12 protein-coding genes are annotated in these 18,166 nt (G+C 73.4%); 7 read left to right on the top strand and 5 right to left on the bottom strand.

Annotation, left to right across the window (positions count from 1 at the left end; all coding sequences use genetic code 11):
• The first annotated feature begins 250 nt into the window (after positions 1-250).
• The gene (locus ACFV4F_RS19185; RefSeq protein WP_380503862.1) at positions 251-1,660 is read left to right on the top strand and encodes a DUF1254 domain-containing protein; all 1,410 of its coding nucleotides are present in this window, start codon (positions 251-253) and stop codon (positions 1,658-1,660) included.
• Between the two features lie 106 nt (positions 1,661-1,766).
• Positions 1,767-3,101, top strand: coding sequence for a DUF1254 domain-containing protein (locus ACFV4F_RS19180; protein WP_380503859.1), 1,335 nt, complete (start codon positions 1,767-1,769; stop codon positions 3,099-3,101).
• Between the two features lie 114 nt (positions 3,102-3,215).
• On the opposite strand, the gene ACFV4F_RS19175 is transcribed toward ACFV4F_RS19180, so the two are convergent.
• A complete protein-coding gene (locus tag ACFV4F_RS19175; RefSeq protein WP_380503856.1) occupies positions 3,216-5,117 on the bottom strand; it encodes a hypothetical protein in 1,902 nt (633 codons plus the stop codon).
• A 207-nt stretch (positions 5,118-5,324) separates the two neighbouring features.
• Here ACFV4F_RS19175 and radA point away from each other — a divergent pair, with 207 nt between their 5' ends.
• Complete coding sequence (gene radA, locus ACFV4F_RS19170; RefSeq protein ID WP_380503853.1) at positions 5,325-6,860, top strand: DNA repair protein RadA; 1,536 nt, start codon at positions 5,325-5,327, stop codon at positions 6,858-6,860.
• A gap of 150 nt (positions 6,861-7,010) precedes the next feature.
• Positions 7,011-8,120: a DNA integrity scanning diadenylate cyclase DisA gene (gene disA / locus ACFV4F_RS19165; RefSeq protein WP_380442406.1), complete on the top strand. Its 1,110-nt coding sequence runs from the start codon at positions 7,011-7,013 to the stop codon at positions 8,118-8,120.
• Between the two features lie 155 nt (positions 8,121-8,275).
• Here disA and ACFV4F_RS19160 read toward each other — a convergent pair whose 3' ends face one another.
• A complete protein-coding gene (locus ACFV4F_RS19160) occupies positions 8,276-9,157 on the bottom strand; it encodes a hypothetical protein (RefSeq protein ID WP_380503850.1) in 882 nt (293 codons plus the stop codon).
• A gap of 212 nt (positions 9,158-9,369) precedes the next feature.
• Between ACFV4F_RS19160 and ACFV4F_RS19155 the strand changes: the two genes are divergently transcribed.
• Positions 9,370-10,314 (top strand): A/G-specific adenine glycosylase, encoded by a 945-nt coding sequence (locus tag ACFV4F_RS19155; RefSeq protein ID WP_380442402.1) that lies wholly within the window; start codon positions 9,370-9,372, stop codon positions 10,312-10,314.
• Positions 10,315-10,413: 99 nt separating this feature from the next.
• Here ACFV4F_RS19155 and ACFV4F_RS19150 read toward each other — a convergent pair whose 3' ends face one another.
• Positions 10,414-12,009: an MDR family MFS transporter gene (locus ACFV4F_RS19150; RefSeq protein ID WP_380503847.1), complete on the bottom strand. Its 1,596-nt coding sequence runs from the start codon at positions 12,007-12,009 to the stop codon at positions 10,414-10,416.
• A gap of 220 nt (positions 12,010-12,229) precedes the next feature.
• Here ACFV4F_RS19150 and ACFV4F_RS19145 point away from each other — a divergent pair, with 220 nt between their 5' ends.
• The gene (locus ACFV4F_RS19145; RefSeq protein WP_380442398.1) at positions 12,230-12,865 is read left to right on the top strand and encodes a TetR/AcrR family transcriptional regulator; all 636 of its coding nucleotides are present in this window, start codon (positions 12,230-12,232) and stop codon (positions 12,863-12,865) included.
• Between the two features lie 84 nt (positions 12,866-12,949).
• On the opposite strand, the gene ACFV4F_RS19140 is transcribed toward ACFV4F_RS19145, so the two are convergent.
• A complete protein-coding gene (locus ACFV4F_RS19140) occupies positions 12,950-13,882 on the bottom strand; it encodes a peptidoglycan DD-metalloendopeptidase family protein (protein WP_380503844.1) in 933 nt (310 codons plus the stop codon).
• A 365-nt stretch (positions 13,883-14,247) separates the two neighbouring features.
• Between ACFV4F_RS19140 and ACFV4F_RS19135 the strand changes: the two genes are divergently transcribed.
• Positions 14,248-15,417: a threonine aldolase family protein gene (locus ACFV4F_RS19135; protein WP_380442394.1), complete on the top strand. Its 1,170-nt coding sequence runs from the start codon at positions 14,248-14,250 to the stop codon at positions 15,415-15,417.
• 72 nt (positions 15,418-15,489) lie between these two features.
• On the opposite strand, the gene ACFV4F_RS19130 is transcribed toward ACFV4F_RS19135, so the two are convergent.
• Positions 15,490-17,841: an immune inhibitor A domain-containing protein gene (locus tag ACFV4F_RS19130; RefSeq protein ID WP_380503841.1), complete on the bottom strand. Its 2,352-nt coding sequence runs from the start codon at positions 17,839-17,841 to the stop codon at positions 15,490-15,492.
• Positions 17,842-18,166 lie beyond the last annotated feature (325 nt).

Below are 18,166 nucleotides of genomic sequence, written 5' to 3'. Positions count from 1 at the left end.
GCGCCCCCCGCCGCCACCCCGCCGCGCCGCGCGCCGGGGTGGCCCCCCCCCCCCCCCCCGGCCGGGGGGGGGGTGCGGCCCGCCGCCCCCCCCCCCCCCCCACTCCTGCTTCCCTCCCGCTTTCCCTCTCCCGGGGCGTCCCCTTCCCTTCGCTTCCCTCCGCCCGCCGCTCCAGGTGCTGACCGGCGCCTCCCCGCCTAGCATCCCCTATGTAGTGATTTGTCCTGATCCTGCTGGGGAGAGCGACACCATGGTCAGCCCGGCCCTCGTCGATCCGACCACCGTCCGTGCGACGGCTGCCGAGGCGTGGCTGCGCGGGTACCCGATCCTGCGGAACTACCGCACCTTGTACGCGCAGGCGCTGGACGACGCCGATCCGGCGTACGTCGGCGGCTTCGGCGTCTTCCGTCACCACCCGCCGCCGTCCGCCCTCGACCCGGCGACCCTCCGCACCGCGACCCCCCACACTGCGACTCTCCCCGCCTCGCCCCTCGGTGAGGGAGCCGTCGACCACGACCTCCCGTCCTCCTCCGCCTGGCTCGACCTGCGCGCCGAGCCCTGGGTCCTCTCCGTCCCCGCCGACGACCGCTACTACGTGCTGCCGGTCCACGAACTCGACGCCGTGTACGCCGGGTTCGTCGGCGCCCGCGCCACCGGCCCGGAGGCCGGCGACCACCTGGTGGCCGGCCCCGACTGGCAGGGCGAGCCGCCGCCCGGCGTCCGGAGCGTGATCCGCACCGCCACCCGTCTGGCCGGCATCGTCGCCCGCACGCACCTCGCCGGGCCGGAGCCGGCCGACGTCGCCGCGATGGAGGCCGTCCGGCAGCAGTACCGGCTGCGGCCGCTGCACGAGTACGAGGGCACCCCGGCGCCGCACCCCGCCCCGGACCCGGTCTGGCCGGTCTGGCGGGACGAGGTGACGGACACCGTCGAGTTCTTCGCCTTCCTCGACTTCCTGCTCGGCTTCTTCCCGCTCCCGTCGCCCCGCCACCCGGCCGCCGTCCCGCTCCCGCCCGCCGAGGCGGACCTGCGCGGCCGCCTCACCGACCTCGGGATCGATGGCCGCGGCGAGTTCGAGCCCGCCGCCCTCCCGCTGGACGTGCGCGCCGAGATGGCGCGCGGCATCGCCGACGCCCGGGCCCGGCTGGAGCGCGAGGCCGCCGTCCGCCCCGACGCGTGCGGCCTCGCCGGCACCCGCGAGCAGACCGGCGCCGACTACCTGCGCCAGGCCCTCGGCGCCCGGCTCGGCCCGTACGACCTCCCCGCCGAGGAGGTCTGGTGCGGCGCCTGGACGGCCGACAGCGAGGGCCACCGGCCGCCCAGCGCGAGCGACCGCGACTACACGATCCGGTTCGGCCCCGGCGCGCTGCCGCCGGCCCGCTTCTCCTGGTCCGCCGCCCTGTACGAGCTCCCGGACCGCCGGCCGGTCGACAACACCCTCGACCGCTACGCGATCGGCGACCGGACCCCGGGCCTGGTCCACGACCGGGACGGCGGTCTGACGCTCCACGTCCGGCACAAGCGCCCCGCCGACGCCGAGCACTCCGCCAACTGGCTCCCGGCGCCGGACGGCCCGTTCACCGTCGTCCTGCGGCTCCACGGCCCCGAGGCGCCCGCACTCGACGGTCGCTGGCGGCTCCCGCCGCTCACCCCGCGCTGACCGCCGCTCGCCCCCTGACCCCGACCTGTCACGACCACCCCCGACCGACCGCTCCCCAGGCCCGACCGCCCCCGACCACCCCCGACCGACCACGACAGGACACCCGATGACCCAGCCCGAGCTGGAGGCCCTGGCCGCCGACGCGTACGTCTACGGCTACCCGCTCGTCGCCGGCCTCACGATGGTCGAGCGCTTCACCAAGGGCGGGATGGGCACCCTGCCGGCGGCGACGTTCAACCGCTTCAGCCACGCCACCCGGCTGGCCGCCCCGGGGGACGACTTCGTCTCGGTCAACAACGACACCGTCTACTCGATCGCCCAGCTCGACCTCTCCGAGGGCCCCCAGGTGCTGCACGTCCCGGACACCGCCGGGGCCTACTACGTGCTGCAGTTCGTCGGCGCCTGGACCGACAACTTCGCCTACCTCGGCAGCCGCGCCACCGGCACCGGCGCGCAGACCTGGCTGGTCGTCCCGCCCGGCTGGCACGGCACCCCGCCCGACCCGGAGAAGGTGATCGAGGCGCCGACCACGGTCGCGACCGTCGTCGGCCGCTTCGCCTGCGCCGGCCCGGACGACCTCCCCCGGGTCAAGGTCCTGCAGAACGCGCTCACCCTCACCCCGCTGGAGCCCGGCGGCCTGGCCGCCGGCCTGCCCGAGCCCGACCAGGACGTCCCCGAGCGGCTCGCGTTCTTCGAACGGATGCGGATCTGGATGCGGGCCTTCCCGCCCTCCGGGCCCGACGTCGAGTACGAGCGGCGGCTGGCCCCGCTGGGCCTGCTGGACGAGGGCGTCTCCCCGTACCGGGCGGCGGCCTCGGACTGGACCCACACCCTGCTCAAGGGCCTGGCCGCCGGGCGCGAACGGGTCGAGGCGGCCACCCGCCCGCCCGAGGACCACCCGCTGGGGGAGTGGCGCTCGGCGCTGCACCTGTTCGACTACAACATCGACCACCTCGGCCCCGGCACCATCGACGACCCCGAGTGGCGCATCCCCGACCGCCGCGCCGGCTACCTCAGCCGGGCCGCCGCCGCCCGCGCCGGCCTGTGGGGCAACCACGCCTACGAGGCCTCGTACGCCATGACGTACGACGACTCCGACGGCCGCCCGCTCAGCGGCGCGAACCGCTACACGCTCCGCTTCGACCAGCCGCCGCCGGCCGAGGCGTTCTGGTCCGTCACGATGTACTCGCTGCCGGACTACTACCTCGTGGACAACCCGATCGAGCGCTACTCGATCGGCGACCGCACCCCCGGCCTGGTGCACGGCGCGGACGGCTCGCTCACCCTGACCCTCCAGCACGAGGAGCCCGAGGACCCGACGGAACTGGCGAACTGGCTGCCCACCCCGGCGGGCGAGTTCCGCCCGATCATCCGCTTCTACCGGCCGAAGCAGTCCGTCCTGGACGGCACGTACCAGGTGCCCCTGATCCACCGGCGCTGAACCGCTCTCGGCTCAGGCCGGAGACGCCCCACTCGGGCCGGGAGACGCCCCACCCACCGTCGCGTGCACCTGACGCCGCAGCCCGCCCTCCGGTGTGAGCCGAAAGGCGCTCCCTCACCGCGGCGAAGGCTGCGGCGGGGCCGATGCGCCGCTCCGCGGGTGCGGCGTCGACGTCGCGCTCGGGGACGCCGTGGCCGTCGGGCTCGGCGAGTGCGAGGGCGGGGGCGGGGACGGGGGCTGGGGTGTCGGCGTGCTCGTGGGCGGGGCCGTGGGGGTGGCGGTCGGTGCGGGCGTCGCGCTGGGCGAGGCCGTGGCGGTCGGGGTGGTGCCCGGGGCGGGCGTGGCCGTGGCCGTGGCCGTCGGTGCCGCGGTCGGCGTCGGCGAGGCGGACGGCGGGGCGGAGCCGCCGTGGTCCTGCGGGCCGCCCTCCAGGGTGACCACGGCCTCGGACGGCGGCAGTGCGATCCGGGCCGTCCAGTGCGTCGTGGGGGCGAGGCCGTCGTCCACCGTGACGATCACCGTGATGCGCTGGCCCGGTTCGAGCGTCCCGGAGTCGCGGCTCAGCCGGAGCCAGGCCGCGTCCACGACCGCGTGCCAACGGATCTCGCTGCCACCGGAGTTGGTGAGCGTGAGGACCGTCCGGTTGCCGTACTCGCCCGCCTCGACGGTGAGCAGCCCGACCGGTGCGGGCCGGTCGGCGCCGCCGCCCGCGGCCCAGCCGGAGCCGGCGGCCGGCCCGACCGCCGTCGCGGGGGTGGCGATCAGGGCGGGGCTGCCGAGCGGCGTCGCGCCCCGGCCCGGGACGGGGACGGCGGGACCTTGGAGCACGGGCCCGCGGAAGCCGGGGAAGAACGTTTCTGCACCCGTCGCCCCGGCCCCCGCGAGCTCCACCCCGGGCACCCCCGTCCCACCGACGGAACCCGCACCCGAGGTGGTGACCCCCGCCCCGCCGGCCCCCGCCGGCCGCTGCTCCGCCTGCCGCCCGGCCTCGTCCACCCGCACCGACGACACGGCCGCCGTCGCCCCGGGCCCGCCACCACCCCGGTGGCCGGCCCACAGCGCGACCACCGGCGCCGCCAGCACGGCCGCGAGCACCCCGGTGGTCACCACCCGACGCCGGACGGCCAGTCCGCGGCCCGCGTCCGGCGCGCGGTGCCGCGGGAACCCGCTCTGGTCGAACCGCAGACCCGGTTCGACGGCCGCCTCCGCACTCGCACTGCGCCCGGCCCCGGACGCCTGCGGCAGGTACGCCACCATGCCGTCCGGCGCGGCGGGCGCCGTCAGCAACGGCAGCCCGGCCAGCCCAGCCGGACCCGCTGGACCCGTCGGCCCCGCACCGTCCGCCGCCTCGCCCGCCACCCGCTCCGCCGTCCCCCGGCAGGTCGGACAGTCGACGACGTGCTGCACGAGCTCCCGCCGCAGCGCCGGCCCGAGCACCCAGTCCCGCCAGCTCTCCGCCCCGGCCCCGCCGAGCCGGTCGAGCTCCGGGCAGCTGCCCACACCGAGCACCAGCAGCGCCGACCTGGTGCGGGCGACCTCCGCCTCCGCCGCGCCGAGCAGCGCCCGGGTCGCGTCGAACGGCAGCCCGAGCACCGCGGCCACCTCCAGCGGGGTCAGCCGGTGGCGGACCGACAGCTCCAGGGCCTCCCGCTGCTCGGGGCCGGTCCCGGCCGCCTCCGGCCAGGCGAGCGAGGCCAGCTCGCGCCGGCGCCGGGCCGCCTCGGCCTCCGTCAGCCCGGTGCCGGCCGTCCCCCCGGCGCCGTCCGCGAGTCGCCGCAGGCAGCAGTACCGGGCGAGCGAGAACAGCCAGGCCCGGACGAGCCCGGGTTCGGCCAGCCGTCCGCCGTGCCGCTGCGCCAGGTCGCGGACCTCGCGCAGGGTGTCGGCGGCGGTGTCGTGCTCGCACAGCACCGAGAGGCAGTAGGTGAACAGGCCGTCCACCTGCCGGTCGTACGCCGCGAGCACGGCCGTCGCCGGTCTTTCCGCGCGCGGCGGCCCATCAGTACGCGTTGTCACCCGTCCGACGGTAGGGACGACGGGCGGCCCGTCCGGCCGATTCCTGGCGTATGTACTTCTTTCGGGTAACAACATCGCCCACGTGTGTGGACGCGCGGCCCTGAACGGAAGCCGGTCCGGACCCAGGCCCGGACCGGACCCGGATCGGACCCGGCCCCCGCACGGCCGTACCCGCCACTGTCGTACCCAGACGCTACGGTGGGCCCCATGGCTGCCCGTACCAAGACCACCGCCAAGCCGCGCCCGGCGTACCGCTGCACCGAGTGCGGCAACCAGCTGCCCAAGTGGGTCGGCCGCTGCCCGGAGTGCAACGCCTGGGGCACGGTGGAGGAGTACGGCGCGGTGCCGATCCGGACGACGGCGGCCGGCCCGGTCAGCGCGCCCGCCCGCCCGATCGCCCAGGTGGACGGCCAGGTCGCGACGGCCAGGTCGACGGGCGTCCCGGAGCTGGACCGGGTCCTCGGCGGCGGTCTCGTCCCCGGTGCCGTGGTGCTGCTGGCCGGCGAGCCCGGTGTCGGCAAGTCCACCCTGCTGCTGGACGTCGCCGCGAAGGCGGCCACCGCCCAGCACCGCACGCTGTACGTCACCGGCGAGGAGTCGGCCGGCCAGGTCCGGCTGCGTGCCGACCGGATCGACGCGCTCTCCGAACACCTCTACCTCGCCGCCGAGCAGGACCTCGGCGCGGTGCTCGGGCACATCGAGGCGGTCGGCCCCGGCCTGCTGATCCTCGACTCGGTGCAGACCATCGCCTCCGCCGAGCTGGACGGCGCCCCTGGCGGCCCGGCGCAGGTCCGCGAGGTGGCGGGCGCGCTGATCCGGGCGTCCAAGGAGCGCGGCATGGCCACGCTGCTGGTCGGTCACGTCACCAAGGACGGCCAGATCGCCGGCCCGCGCCTGCTGGAGCACCTGGTGGACGTCGTGCTGAGCTTCGAGGGGGACCGGCACGCCCGGCTGCGGCTCATCCGCGGGGTCAAGAACCGCTACGGCGCCACCGACGAGGTCGGCTGCTTCGAGCTGCACGACGAGGGCATCGTCGGCCTGGCCGATCCGTCCGGCCTCTTCCTGACCAGGCGTGACAAGCCCGTCCCCGGCACCTGCCTCACCGTCACGCTGGAGGGCAAGCGCCCGCTGGTGGCCGAGGTGCAGGCGCTGATGGTGGATTCGCAGATCCCGTCGCCGCGCCGGACGACCTCCGGCCTGGAGTCGCCGCGGATCGCGATGATCCTGGCGGTCGTCGAGCGGCACGGCGGCGTGAAGCTCGGCAAGCAGGACATCTACACCGCGACGGTCGGCGGCGTGAAGCTCAGCGAGCCCTCCGCGGACCTCGCGGTCGCGCTCGCGGTGGCCAGCTCCTCGACCGACACCCCGCTGCCGAGCAACCTGGTGGCGATCGGCGAGGTCGGCCTGGCGGGCGAGGTGCGGCGGGTGACGGGTGTGCAGCGCCGACTCGCCGAGGCGCACCGGCTGGGCTTCACGCACGCCCTCGTCCCGCCGGACCCGGGCAAGGTGCCGCCGGGCATGAAGGTGGTCGAGGTGGCCGACATCGGCGAGGCGCTGCGCGCCATCCCGGGCCGCCGCCGGGCCGCCGCCAAGCCGCGCGGTGAGGCGCGTGGTGAGGCGCGTGGTGAGGCGCGTGGTGAGGCACCGTCGGCGCCGCCGGCCCCGCGCCAGGCCCGGGTCGCCGCCTACCCGGAGGAGCTGATGGACGGCTGGGAGCCGCTCGACTCCGACGAACTGCGCTGACCCAAGCCCTGTCCCCGCCACACGCAGTTAGACTTTCCCCTGTCTCATTGACGAGAAGGCGAGTACCGAGCGGTACTGAGCGACAGAGCAACAGACCGCAGGCCGGGCGCACGGCGCGAGGCGCGCGGCACGGGCGACCGGAGGAGTCACGTGGCAGCCAGCGACCGGGGGGCGGACAAGTCCTCCCGTGAGGAGGCCTTGCTGCGGGCCTCCCTCAGCGCGATCGCGCCCGGCACGGGGCTGCGCGACGGCCTGGAGCGGGTCCTGCGGGCCAACACCGGCGGTCTGATCGTGCTCGGCTTCGACAAGCACGTCGAGTCGATCTGCACCGGCGGCTTCGTCCTGGACGTCGAGTTCACCGCGACCCGGCTGCGCGAGCTGTGCAAGCTGGACGGCGCGGTCGTGCTGGACAAGGACATCACCAAGATCGTCCGGGCCGGCGTCCACCTGATGCCGGACTCCACGATCCCCACCGACGAGACCGGCACCCGTCACCGCACCGCCGAGCGGGTCAACCGGCAGACCGGCTACCCGGTGGTCGCGGTCTCGCACTCGATGCGGCTGATCGCGATGTACGTCAACGGCACCCGGCGGGTGCTGGAGGACTCGACCACCGTCCTCTCCCGCGCCAACCAGGCGCTCGCCACCCTGGAGCGCTACAAGCTCCGCCTGGACGAGGTGGCCGGCACGCTGTCCGCGCTGGAGATCGAGGACCTGGTGACGGTCCGGGACGTCACCGCCGTCGCCCAGCGCCTGGAGATGGTCCGGCTGATCGCCACCGAGATCGCCGGCTACGTGCTGGAGCTCGGCATCGACGGCCGCCTCCTGTCGCTCCAGCTGGACGAGCTGATCGCGGGTGTGGAGCCGGAGCGCGAGCTGGTCGCCCGGGACTACTTCCCGGAGCGGGCCGCCAAGAAGGGCCGGACGGTCACCGAGGTGCTGGCCGACCTGGAGGCGCTCACCCACGCCGAACTGCTCGACCTGCAGACGGTCGCCAAGGCGCTCGGCTACTCCGGCTCGCCGGAGTCGCTGGACGCCGCCGTCTCGCCGCGCGGCTACCGGCTGCTGGCGAAGATCCCGCGCCTGCCCAACACGGTGATAGAGCGCCTGGTCGAGCACTTCGGCGGGCTGCAGAAGCTGCTCGCGGCGAGCATCGACGACCTGCAGACGGTCGAGGGCGTCGGCGAGACCCGCGCCCGCTCGGTCCGCGAGGGCCTGTCCCGCCTTGCCGAATCGTCCATCCTGGAGCGCTACGTCTGACCCTCGGCCGGATCGCCGGATCGCCGGATCGCCGGATCGCCGGATCGGCTGTCAGGCATCGATCGGCCGCACAACGATCGGCCCGCACAACACCGAAGCCCCCGACCGCGGTTCGCGGATCGGGGGCTTCGGCGTACGGGCGGGGTGACGGCCGGTCAGCCGTCCAGGCGGATCGAGATGCGCGCCGAGACCTTGTCCCCGGTGAGGCCGGTGACGTCGGCGTTCACCACGTAGGTGTCGTTCGCCGGGGGCGCCGGGTCGGGGGTGGCGCACTGCGGCTTGCTGCGGCTGCGGTCCCAGGTGAACGTCTCGATCTGGCTGCCGTTGGCCGGGAGCTGCACCCAGAGGCTGCCCCGGTCGGTCGGGCAGTCGCCGGAGGACCAGACCCGGTCGCCCTTGTTGGCGGCGGTCACGGTGACCACCGAGGTCGTCCGGCCCAGGTCCACGCGGCAGTTGGCGCCGGAGGAGTTCTTCACCGTCAGGGCGAACCGCGGCTTGTCCTTGGACTGGTACGAGTTCTGGGGGCTGGCCAGCTCCAGGGCCACCTGCGAGGTGGCGCAGATCGGCAGCGCCATCACGTCGGGCGTGTTCACCGCGGGGGCGCCGCCACCGGAGCCGCCCGCACCGCCGCCGGTGCCACCGGCCGCACCACCCGCCGCACCACCCGCCGCCGCGCCGCCGGTGGCAGGGGCCGGGCCGGCCGCGCCGCCGGTGCCCGTGCCGCCGGTGCTGAGGCTGACCTCGCCGCCGCCCCCGCCCGAGCCGGGGACGGTACCGCCCGTGCCGCCGCCGGAGCCGCCGGTGCTGCCGCCGCCGGGGCGCGCCGCGGGGCCGCTCGGCGAGGCGCCGGGCGTGATGGCCTGAGCGGGTGTCTGGGACTGGGTCGGCGCGGCTTGCGCGGCCTTGCTCTGTGATCCGTCGTCACCGCCGCCGCCCTGATCGGACATCAGCCAGGTGATGAGGGCGATGACCGCGGCCACGGCGGCGAGCACGACGACACGCCGTCGCCAGTAGATCGAGGCCGGCAACGGTCCCACGGGTTGACGCAGAGAGGGCACACCCGAACTCTACGAGACAGTGTGTGGCGATTGACTCACCAACACCGCACAGTCGCCCCTTCCTTCACATGATCCGCCATTTGAGCCGTTCGAGGGAGGTCTTCCGGCGTGTCCGCCCGGAAATTCCACAGGATCCGGAATTACCTACTCCACTTCGGCCGGGTCCGTGGGCGTGGGAGGATCGAAGGGCCATGACTTCCAACACCGCCACCGCCACCACCGCGTCTCCTTCCCCCGCAGGACCCGCCCTTCGGCTGCCCCTCCCGCTGCCGGCGCTGCACGCGACCGTCCTCGACTGGTACGAGGCCAGCAAGCGCGACCTCCCCTGGCGCACGCCCGACGCGTCGCCCTGGGCGGTCATGGTGAGCGAGTTCATGCTCCAGCAGACCCCGGTGAAGCGGGTCCTGCCCGCCTGGGAGGCGTGGCTGGAGCGCTGGCCCACCCCCGCCGACCTCGCGGCCGACGCCCCCGGCGAGGCGGTCCGGATGTGGGGCCGGCTCGGCTACCCGCGGCGCGCGCTGCGGCTGCACGCGGCGGCGGTGGCGATCACCGAGGAGCACGGCGGCGAGGTGCCGGACGACCACGCCACGCTGCTGTCGCTGCCCGGGGTGGGGGAGTACACGGCCGCGGCCGTCGCGTCCTTCGCCTTCCGCCAGCGCCACGTCGTGCTGGACACCAACGTCCGCCGGGTGTTCGCCCGCGCGGTGACGGGCGTCGAGTACCCGGCCCAGGCCACCACGGCGGCCGAGCGCCGGACGGCGACCGCGCTGCTGCCCGACGACGCCGGGACGGCCGCCACCTGGGCGGTCGGCGTGATGGAGCTGGGCGCGCTCGTCTGCACCGCCCGCGGCCCCGAGTGCGGCGACTGCCCGCTGTTCACCCACTGCGCCTGGCAGCGGGCCGGCCGCCCGCCGTACGAGGGCCCGGCCCGGCGCGGCCAGTCCTACGAGGGGACGGACCGGCAGGTGCGCGGCAAGCTGCTCGCCGTCCTGCGCGAGGCGCACGGCTCGGTCGAGCAGGCCCGGCTGGACGCGGTCTGGCCGGACGCCGTGCAGCGGGCCCGGGCCCTGGACGGCCTCGTGGCGGACGGCCTGGTCGAGCCCGTCGAGCAGGGCGTCTACCGCCTCCCGCAGTAACTCTGCCCCGATGGCAGTAGACCTGCCCCGACACACGACGACGCCCCCGGAGAACCCTCCGGGGGCGTCGCGTCGATCAGCCGCGCACGGCAGGGGCCGTCAGACGGCCGCGGCCTCCAGCGAGGCCTCGGCCGCCTTCTCGTCGTTGCCGGCGCCGCGCAGCGGCACCTCGCGCATGAAGACCGAGGCGGCGATCGCGATCACGGCCACCGCCGCACCCCACAGGAAGACGGTGTGCATGCCGTTGGCCACCGCGTGGTGGTAGGCGTCCTGGACCGGGGCGGGCAGCTGCTTCAGCGCCGCCGGGCTCATCTGGCTCGGGTCGGCCTTCGACGCGCCGGCCGAGGCGTGCTCGCCCAGCCGCTCCTTCATCGTGTCGGCGACCCGGTTGTTGAACAGGGCGCCGAACAGCGCGACACCGAAGGAACCGCCGATGGTGCGGAACAGGGTGGCGGTGGAGCTGGCCACGCCCATGTCCTTGAGCTCGACGCTGTTCTGCGCGACCAGCATGGTGATCTGCATCAGGAAGCCCATGCCGGCGCCCAGCACGACCATCCAGCAGGCGGACGTGAAGCTGCTGGTCTCGGTGCCCATGGTGGAGAGCAGGACCATGCCGCCGGTCATCACGATGGTGCCGATGACCGGGAAGATCCGGTACTTGCCGGTCTTGGTGACGACCTGGCCGACCACGAGCGAGACGACCAGCATGCCGAACATCATCGGCATCAGCAGCAGGCCGGAGTTGGTCGCCGAGGCGCCCTGCACGATCTGCTGGTAGAGCGGCAGGAAGACGGTCGCGCCGAACATCACGAAGCCGACGATGAAGCCGATGATCGAGACCAGGGTGAAGTTCAGGTTCTTGAACAGGCTGAGCGGGAGCATCGGCTCCTCGACCCGCTGCTCCACGTAGCAGAAGGCGATCAGCGAGGCGGCGGCCAGCGCGGCCAGGCCGAGGATCTGCTTCGAGCCCCACGCGTACTGCTGGCCGCCCCAGGTGGTGATCAGCACGAGCGAGGTGATGCCGGTGGTGAGCAGGATCGCGCCCAGGTAGTCGATCCGGGCGTTGTTGCGGACCTTGGGCAGCTTCAGGGTGACGACGACCACGGCGAGCGCGATCACGCCGAGCGGCAGGTTGATGTAGAAGGTCCAGTGCCAGCTCAGGTGGTCGGTGATGAAACCGCCGACGAGCGGGCCGCCGATGGTGGCGAGCGCCATCACCGCGGCGAACATGCCCTGGTACTTGCCGCGGTCGCGCGGCGGCACGAGCGCGCCCATGATCGACATGACGCCGACCATCAGACCGCCGGCGCCCAGGCCCTGCAGGGCGCGGAAGCCGATCAGCTCGTTCATGTTCTGCGACAGGCCGGACAGTGCCGAGCCCACCAGGAAGATGACGATCGAGGTGAGGAAGGTGCCCTTGCGGCCGTAGAGGTCGCCGAGCTTGCCCCAGATCGGGGTCGAGGCGGCCGTGGCCAGGGTGTACGAGGTGACCACCCAGGACAGGTGCTCGGCGCCGCCGAGGTCACCGACGATCGTGGGCATCGCGGTGCCGACGATCAGGTTGTCGAGCATGGCCAGGAGCATCGTGACGACCAGGCCGACCATCACGAGGCGGATCTCGCGGGGTGACCGCGGCTGTTCCTCCTCGGCCTGCTTGTCCTCCGGCACCGGGTCGGCGGTCTTGGACTGTGACATGGGGTGGTGTCTCCCGGGACTGGGTGTGGACGATCGTCGGGCCTGGAGCGGCTACTTACTTGTCGCCCGGCTAGTTTATGGACCGTCGGCACGGTAAGTTGTCCACTAGCCGGTCGTCAAGCCAGTTTCCATCCCGGCCGCCTGGGCAGGGAGAATGTGTCCCGGGGGGCGGGCACCGCCGGCGTCCGCAGCAGTCACCGACGCAGTCATGAGGCAGGCCATGGGTACGACGCACAGCCCGCGCAGCGACACCCGGGCCCGCATCATCGCGGTCTCTCTGGAGCTCTTCGCCGAGCAGGGCTACGAGCAGACCTCGCTGCGCGAGATCGCCGACCGCCTGGGCGTCACCAAGGCCGCGCTCTACTACCACTTCAAGACCAAGGACGACATCGTCCACGGGATCGTCGAGTCCATGGCCGCGCCGATCGACGAGACCATCGAGTGGGGCCGGCAGCAGCCCTGGACGCCGGAGCTGCGCGACGAGCTGATCCGCCGCTTCGCCGCCGGGATGTCCGAGCGCGCGCCGCTGCTGCGCTTCTTCCACGAGAACCAGCCCGCCCTGCGCGAGTCGCCGGCCGGCCTGGAGTTCAAGGAGCGCATGATCGCGATGGTCCGCCTCGTGCACGGGCCGGACGCGAGCTTCCAGGACCGGCTGCGCGCCGCGATGTCGCTCTTCACCATCAACTCGGCGATGTTCCTGCTCAAGCAGGACGAGACCGGCACCGACCACGTCGACCACCTGTGGCACGAGTCGCCGCAGGCCACCGTGGAGGAGGCGATGGCCGCCGCCCGCGAGGTCGCGCTGGAGATCGGCGCCCTGATCGACCGCCCGGTTCCCGCCCCGGCCCAGGCCTGATCACACCCGGGCCCGAGCACACCCGGGCCCGGTCACGACGGAGGGGCGGCCCGCCGCGCGAGCCGCCCCGTCCCCCTCGGGACCTCAGAAGTCCGTGACGCCGTGCGAGGCCAGGTATGCGACCGGGTTGATCACCGCGCCGTAGCGGTTGCTGGTGCGGATCTCGAAGTGCAGGTGCGGCCCGGTCGAGTTGCCGGTGCTCCCGGAGCGCCCGATCTCCTCGGCCGCCGAGACCTGCTGGCCGGGCGACACCTCCACCGAGGACAGGTGCGCGTACTGCGCGAAGCGCCCGTCCGTCAGCCGCAGCACGACCTCCTTGCCGTACGAGCCGTCCCAGCCGGCCGACACCACGGTCGCGTTCCCGACCGCCAGCAGCGGCGTGCCCGGGTCGATCGCGAAGTCCACCCCGGTGTGGTAGCCCGCCGCGTACTCGGAGTTGGGCACCCCGTACGGATTGCTGGTCGGCGCGCCCGGGACGGGAGCGGACCAGTCGGGCGCCGCGGCGGGTGCGGGCACGGCCTCCCCGCCTTCGGGGGCCGACGCCGTCGGCGCCCCCGGGGTCGGCTCGGCGGCCGGCTCGACCGGCAGCAGGTTGGGGGCCATCGCCACGTCCGCCTGCGCCGATTCGCTGTCGTCCGGGAGCCGGTACGGGCTCGGCCCGGCCACCTGCACCATGCCGGGGACGGGCACCGTGGCCTGCGGCGCGGTGAAGGCCGAGCTGCCGGGGGTGGTCGGGAGGACCGTCTGCGCGGAGGCGCTGCCGGGCGCGGCGACGAGCAGCGCGGCGGCCAGCAGCACCGCGGTGCCCCCGGCGGCGACGACGGCCCGCTCGCGGTCGGCCCACACCCGGGCGCCGGGCAGCGGGTGCCGGGCCTCGGCGAGCGCGAGCACCGGCGCGGCGTGGGCGCCGACGGTGCGGACGGCGTGGCCGAGTCGGGGCTGCCAGGCCGCCGCCTGGGCCGCCGTGCGGGCGGCGAGCCGGCGCAGGGCCGGCCCCACGGGCGGGACAGAGGACATGGCGGGCCCAATCACGGTCGTAGAAGGGCAGCACGAAGGGCCCGGTCGGGCGCGGCGTGTGCTGAGCGGGGGACCACTCAGCTTTAACCGTCACCGAGCGGACTCCCAAACGCGGTGACGTACTACGGCGTGTAGTCGGTGTCGCGCCGGAGATTCAAGCCGACGGAGCAACGATCATGAAATCCGATGGTCGGCCCACGGTCCGCGTCGTCCGCCGCGCCCGTCGACGCCGTCTACTACCGCCGGTCGTACCGCCTCCGAGTCCTGTGACCAGCACCACGCGGCCGTGAGGTTTGCCGCCGGCCGCGCCCGCCGCTCGCGTCCGCACCGCTGACCGGGAGCCTCCGCTGGGGGACGATCGACGCATGTATGCCAACAGCAGCGACGACCTCGACGGCCCCCGCCGCCCGAGCCTCCAGGACCGCCGCTTCGCCGCCCAGCGCGGCTGCGAGCGGCTGCTCTCCGGCCACCGGCCGAAGAGCCTGCGCGAACACCTCGCCGCCCTGGCCGGGGAGGCGGACGGCGTCCACGACCTCGACGGGCGTCCGGACCAGTACGGCGACGGCGTGGTCCGCGCGCTGGAGCGCCGGGTCGCGGACCTGCTCGGCACCGAGGACGCGGCCTTCTTCCCGACCGGCACGATGGCCCAGCAGGTCGCGCTGCGGATCCACGCCGAGGCGGCCGGGCTGCCCACCGTGGCCACCCACCCGCTCGGCCACACCGACCAGCACGAGCGCCACGCGCTCGGCGTGCTGACCGGCCTGCGGAGCGTCTGGCCGACCCTGGCCCCGCGCCTGCCCACCGTCGAGGAGGTGCGCAGCTTCGACGAGCCGTACGCCGCGATGATCCTGGAACTGCCGCTGCGCGAGGCCGGCTTCGTGCTGCCCGACTGGGCGGAGCTGGTGGCCGTCGCCGAGGTCGTGCGGGCGGAGCAGGGAGCGGCGCTGCACCTGGACGGCGCGCGGCTCTGGGAGTCGGTGTTCCACCTCGGCCGCTCGCTGCCGGAGGTCGCCGCGCTGGCCGACTCGGTGTACGTCTCCTTCTACAAGACCCTCGGCGGGATCAGCGGCGCCGCACTGGCCGGTCCGGAGCGCTTCGTGCGGACGGCGAAGGCCTGGCGGCACCGGTACGGCGGCCAGCTGTTCCAGCAGTGGCCGCCCGCGCTGGCCGCGCTCGCCGGGCTGGAGCGCGAACTCCCGCGCCTGGAGGGGTACGTGGCCCACGCTCGGACGGTCGCCGGCGCGCTGGCCGAGGCCGTCGCCGCGGTGCCCGGCGCCCGGGTGCACCCGGCGCCGCCGCACACCCACCAGTTCCAGCTCTGGCTGCCGTACCCGGCCGCGGAGTTGGAGGAGGCGGGCCTGGGGCTGGCCGAGGACGCCAAGGTGGGCCTGTTCGGCAGCTGGCGCGAGCCCGGCCCGCCGGGACTGGCGATGACCGAGGTCACGGTGGCCGCCGAGGCGCTGGACTGGACGGCCGCCGGGATCGCGGAGGCGGTCGCGGCCTTCCTCGACCGCCTGCCCGAGCGCAAGGCCTGAAAAGCGTCCGACCCGCCCCCGCGCAGTGCGGGGACGGGTCGGACCGACGGATCAACTACGTCCGCTCACCGATCAGTTGTCGACCGGACGGACCCGGATCCAGGTCTCCAGGTAGTTCGAGGACTCGTTCTCGACCTCGATGCTGGTGCCCGTCTTCGGGACGTCCACACCGCTGTACTGGTCGTCCTTGGACCACCAGGACTTCAGGTCGTTGAACTCGTCGACGCCCTTGGACTTCGGGACGACCGTCTCGACGCCGGCCTTGTGCAGGGTCAGCGCCGGGACGCGGCGCGAACCGAAGGTCGAGTCGAAGCCCTGCATGCGCGGACGCATCAGGGTGCCGTCCGCCCACTTCAGCGGGGCCGGGTGCGAGTCGACCGGCAGCACGAGGCCGTGGCCCGGGTGGGCGCTGACGTTGTTGTCGGTCTGGGACTGGTCCCAGTACCAGATCAGCAGGCCGGGCTGGTACGCGTAGTGCTCGACCCAGCTCGGCTTGTCGGCGAAGCCGAAGTTGTACGGGCCGGTCTTCAGCGTCTGGTCGAACGAGACGTACTGCTTGTTCTCGGCGATGTAGTACTGCCCGTATTCCTTGGTGAACGAGCCGCCGAAGCGGGTGAAGCCGGCGGCGGTCCAGCCGTTGTCGCCCTTCTCCACGTCGTCGCTGAACACCGTGGCGCCGTCGGCGACCACCGAGATGTCGTCCACCGCGAAGCCCCGGTAGTGCAGGCCGCCGTCGGTGGTGTTGTGGTAGCGGAACTGGATCTTCTTCCCGGCGTAGGCGTCCAGGTTGAAGGACAGGTCGCCCCAGGTGGCGGCGAGGCCGCTGACGGCCGGACGGCCGTTCTCCTTGGGGAGCGCGGCGCCGTTCCAGGTGCCGTCCACGACGGTCCAGGTCTTGCCGCCGTCGACGGAGACCTCGCCGAAGGCGTAGTCGAAGTCCTGCTCCAGCTCGTACCAGGCCTTGGCGTTGATGCCGGCCTTGGTCTTGCCGGTCAGGTCGATGTCACGGGTGAGCGTGACGTTCAGGTTGTCGGCGCTGCCGCTCCACCACTCGGACTGGCCGCCGAACGGCTTGTTGATCTCCGTGGTGATCGACTTCTTCGGCAGGTCGACGATGAGTGCCTGCGGCAGGTTGGTGTTGTACTCCACCGGGCCGATGTGGTGCGTCGACTCGGTGCCCGCCTTGGCGCGGTCGGCCTTCAGCCAGCCGAGCTGGTACTTGCTCCAGGCGTCGAGGTCGTTCGGCATGTCGCCGATGCTGTCCTTGCCCTCGCCGAGCCAGGAGCCGGAGGACATCAGGGACCAGAAGCCGACCGAGTTGTCGATGCCCTTGCCCGCGGTGTCGTAGAGGTCCGGCAGACCGAGGTCGTGGCCGTACTCGTGGGCGAAGACGCCGAGGCCGCCGTTCTCCGGCTGCATCGTGTAGTCGCCGATCCAGAAGCCGGTGTCGCCGACCTGGACGCCGCCGAGCTTGTTGCCGTCGGGGCCGGCCTGGCCCGTCAGGTTGCCGTAGACGTAGGAGCGGTGGGCCCACAGGGCCTTGTTGCCCTGCTTGCCGCCGCCGGCCGACTTGTCCTCACCGGCGTGCACGATCTGGAAGTGGTCGATGTACCCGTCGGGCTGGTTGAAGTTCCCGTCGTGGTGCGAGCCGTAGCGGTCCCACTGGTCGTAGGAGGCCAGGGTCGCCTTGATCTGCTCCTGGGTCTGACCCTTCGCCACCTGGTCCTTGTACCAGATGTCGACGGCGTCCCGGATCAGGTCCTGGGCGCTGGCGCAGACGTTGGATCCGCAGTAGTCGGAGCCGTAGCGGGCCTCGTTCCACGGCACCCGGACCCAGTCCGAGACCACGCCGTCGACCGAGTAGCGGCCCGAGGACTGCTTCTCGTAGAAGGTCTTCAGCGAGGCCTTGTCCTTGGCGAAGTACAGGTCCTGGTAGTGCTGCTGGTTGTAGTCGGCCTGCCAGGCGGTCGAGTTGTTGGTGGCGCGGTCCGGCGCGGCTATCTCGTTGTGCTTGGGACCGGCCTCGCCACCGTACTTGACCTTGCCGTCGGCGGTCTTGGTGGTGTTGTCGACCTGGTCGCCGAAGTCGACGAGGATCGTGAAGATCTTGTCCGTGCGCTCACGGGCGAGCTCGACGTACTTGTCCTTGCCGAGCTTCACGCTGGTGCTGCCGTTGTGCTGCTCGACCTGCGCGGTGCCGTCGAGCAACTGCTCGGTGGCGGCCTTGCGCTCGGCGTCGACCTTCTCGGTCAGCGGGCCCGGAATGTTGTGCTCGGTGTTGACGGACTGGACGGCGTCGGCCGGGTCCTTCGGCGTGGCAGCCGAACCGGCCGCGACGGCGCTGCTCGGGAACAGACCCGCGCCGAGCGTGACGATGACCGCCGCAGCCGTGGTGGCCGCAGCGGTTCTCCTGGTGGTCTTCAACGTTGTGACGTCCTCCCCGGCCGAGCCGACTCTTGGCCAAGGCTCGGTAAACCAATATGAAAGACAGGTGGACGTACTTTGACCGAAGTGGGGACGGAAAAGATAGACCTTGACCCTGACATGGCGACAGCGCTATGCTCACCGACTTTCCGTCAGCTGATGGGTCGTGGGAAGACCCCAGGTCAGAGCGGTGCGAGGGGCATGCGAAACGGGCTGAGCCCCCGGCGCGAACGCCGGGGGGGGAGCCCGCGGGGTGTGTTGTGGTATATTTTTCTAATTCCTCAAGTCCGGGCCCGATTGAGCAACCGCGGGCGGGGGGTGGGCG

Source organism: Kitasatospora sp. NPDC059722, from assembly GCF_042733235.1.
Lineage (GTDB): Bacteria > Actinomycetota > Actinomycetes > Streptomycetales > Streptomycetaceae > Kitasatospora.
Note: the sequence above shows the minus strand (reverse complement) of the source record. Positions and strands in the feature narration are given on the sequence as shown.

Excerpts from the sequence above, each read along its gene's own strand:
- ACFV4F_RS19185 (WP_380503862.1), top strand. The coding sequence starts at position 251 with ATGGTCAGCCCGGCCCTCGTCGATCCGACCACCGTCCGTGCGACGGCT.
- ACFV4F_RS19180 (WP_380503859.1), top strand. The coding sequence starts at position 1,767 with ATGACCCAGCCCGAGCTGGAGGCCCTGGCCGCCGACGCGTACGTCTAC.
- radA (WP_380503853.1), top strand. The coding sequence starts at position 5,325 with ATGGCTGCCCGTACCAAGACCACCGCCAAGCCGCGCCCGGCGTACCGC.
- ACFV4F_RS19155 (WP_380442402.1), top strand. The coding sequence starts at position 9,370 with ATGACTTCCAACACCGCCACCGCCACCACCGCGTCTCCTTCCCCCGCA.
- ACFV4F_RS19150 (WP_380503847.1), bottom strand. The coding sequence starts at position 12,009 with ATGTCACAGTCCAAGACCGCCGACCCGGTGCCGGAGGACAAGCAGGCC.
- ACFV4F_RS19145 (WP_380442398.1), top strand. The coding sequence starts at position 12,230 with ATGGGTACGACGCACAGCCCGCGCAGCGACACCCGGGCCCGCATCATC.
- ACFV4F_RS19140 (WP_380503844.1), bottom strand. The coding sequence starts at position 13,882 with ATGTCCTCTGTCCCGCCCGTGGGGCCGGCCCTGCGCCGGCTCGCCGCC.
- ACFV4F_RS19135 (WP_380442394.1), top strand. The coding sequence starts at position 14,248 with ATGTATGCCAACAGCAGCGACGACCTCGACGGCCCCCGCCGCCCGAGC.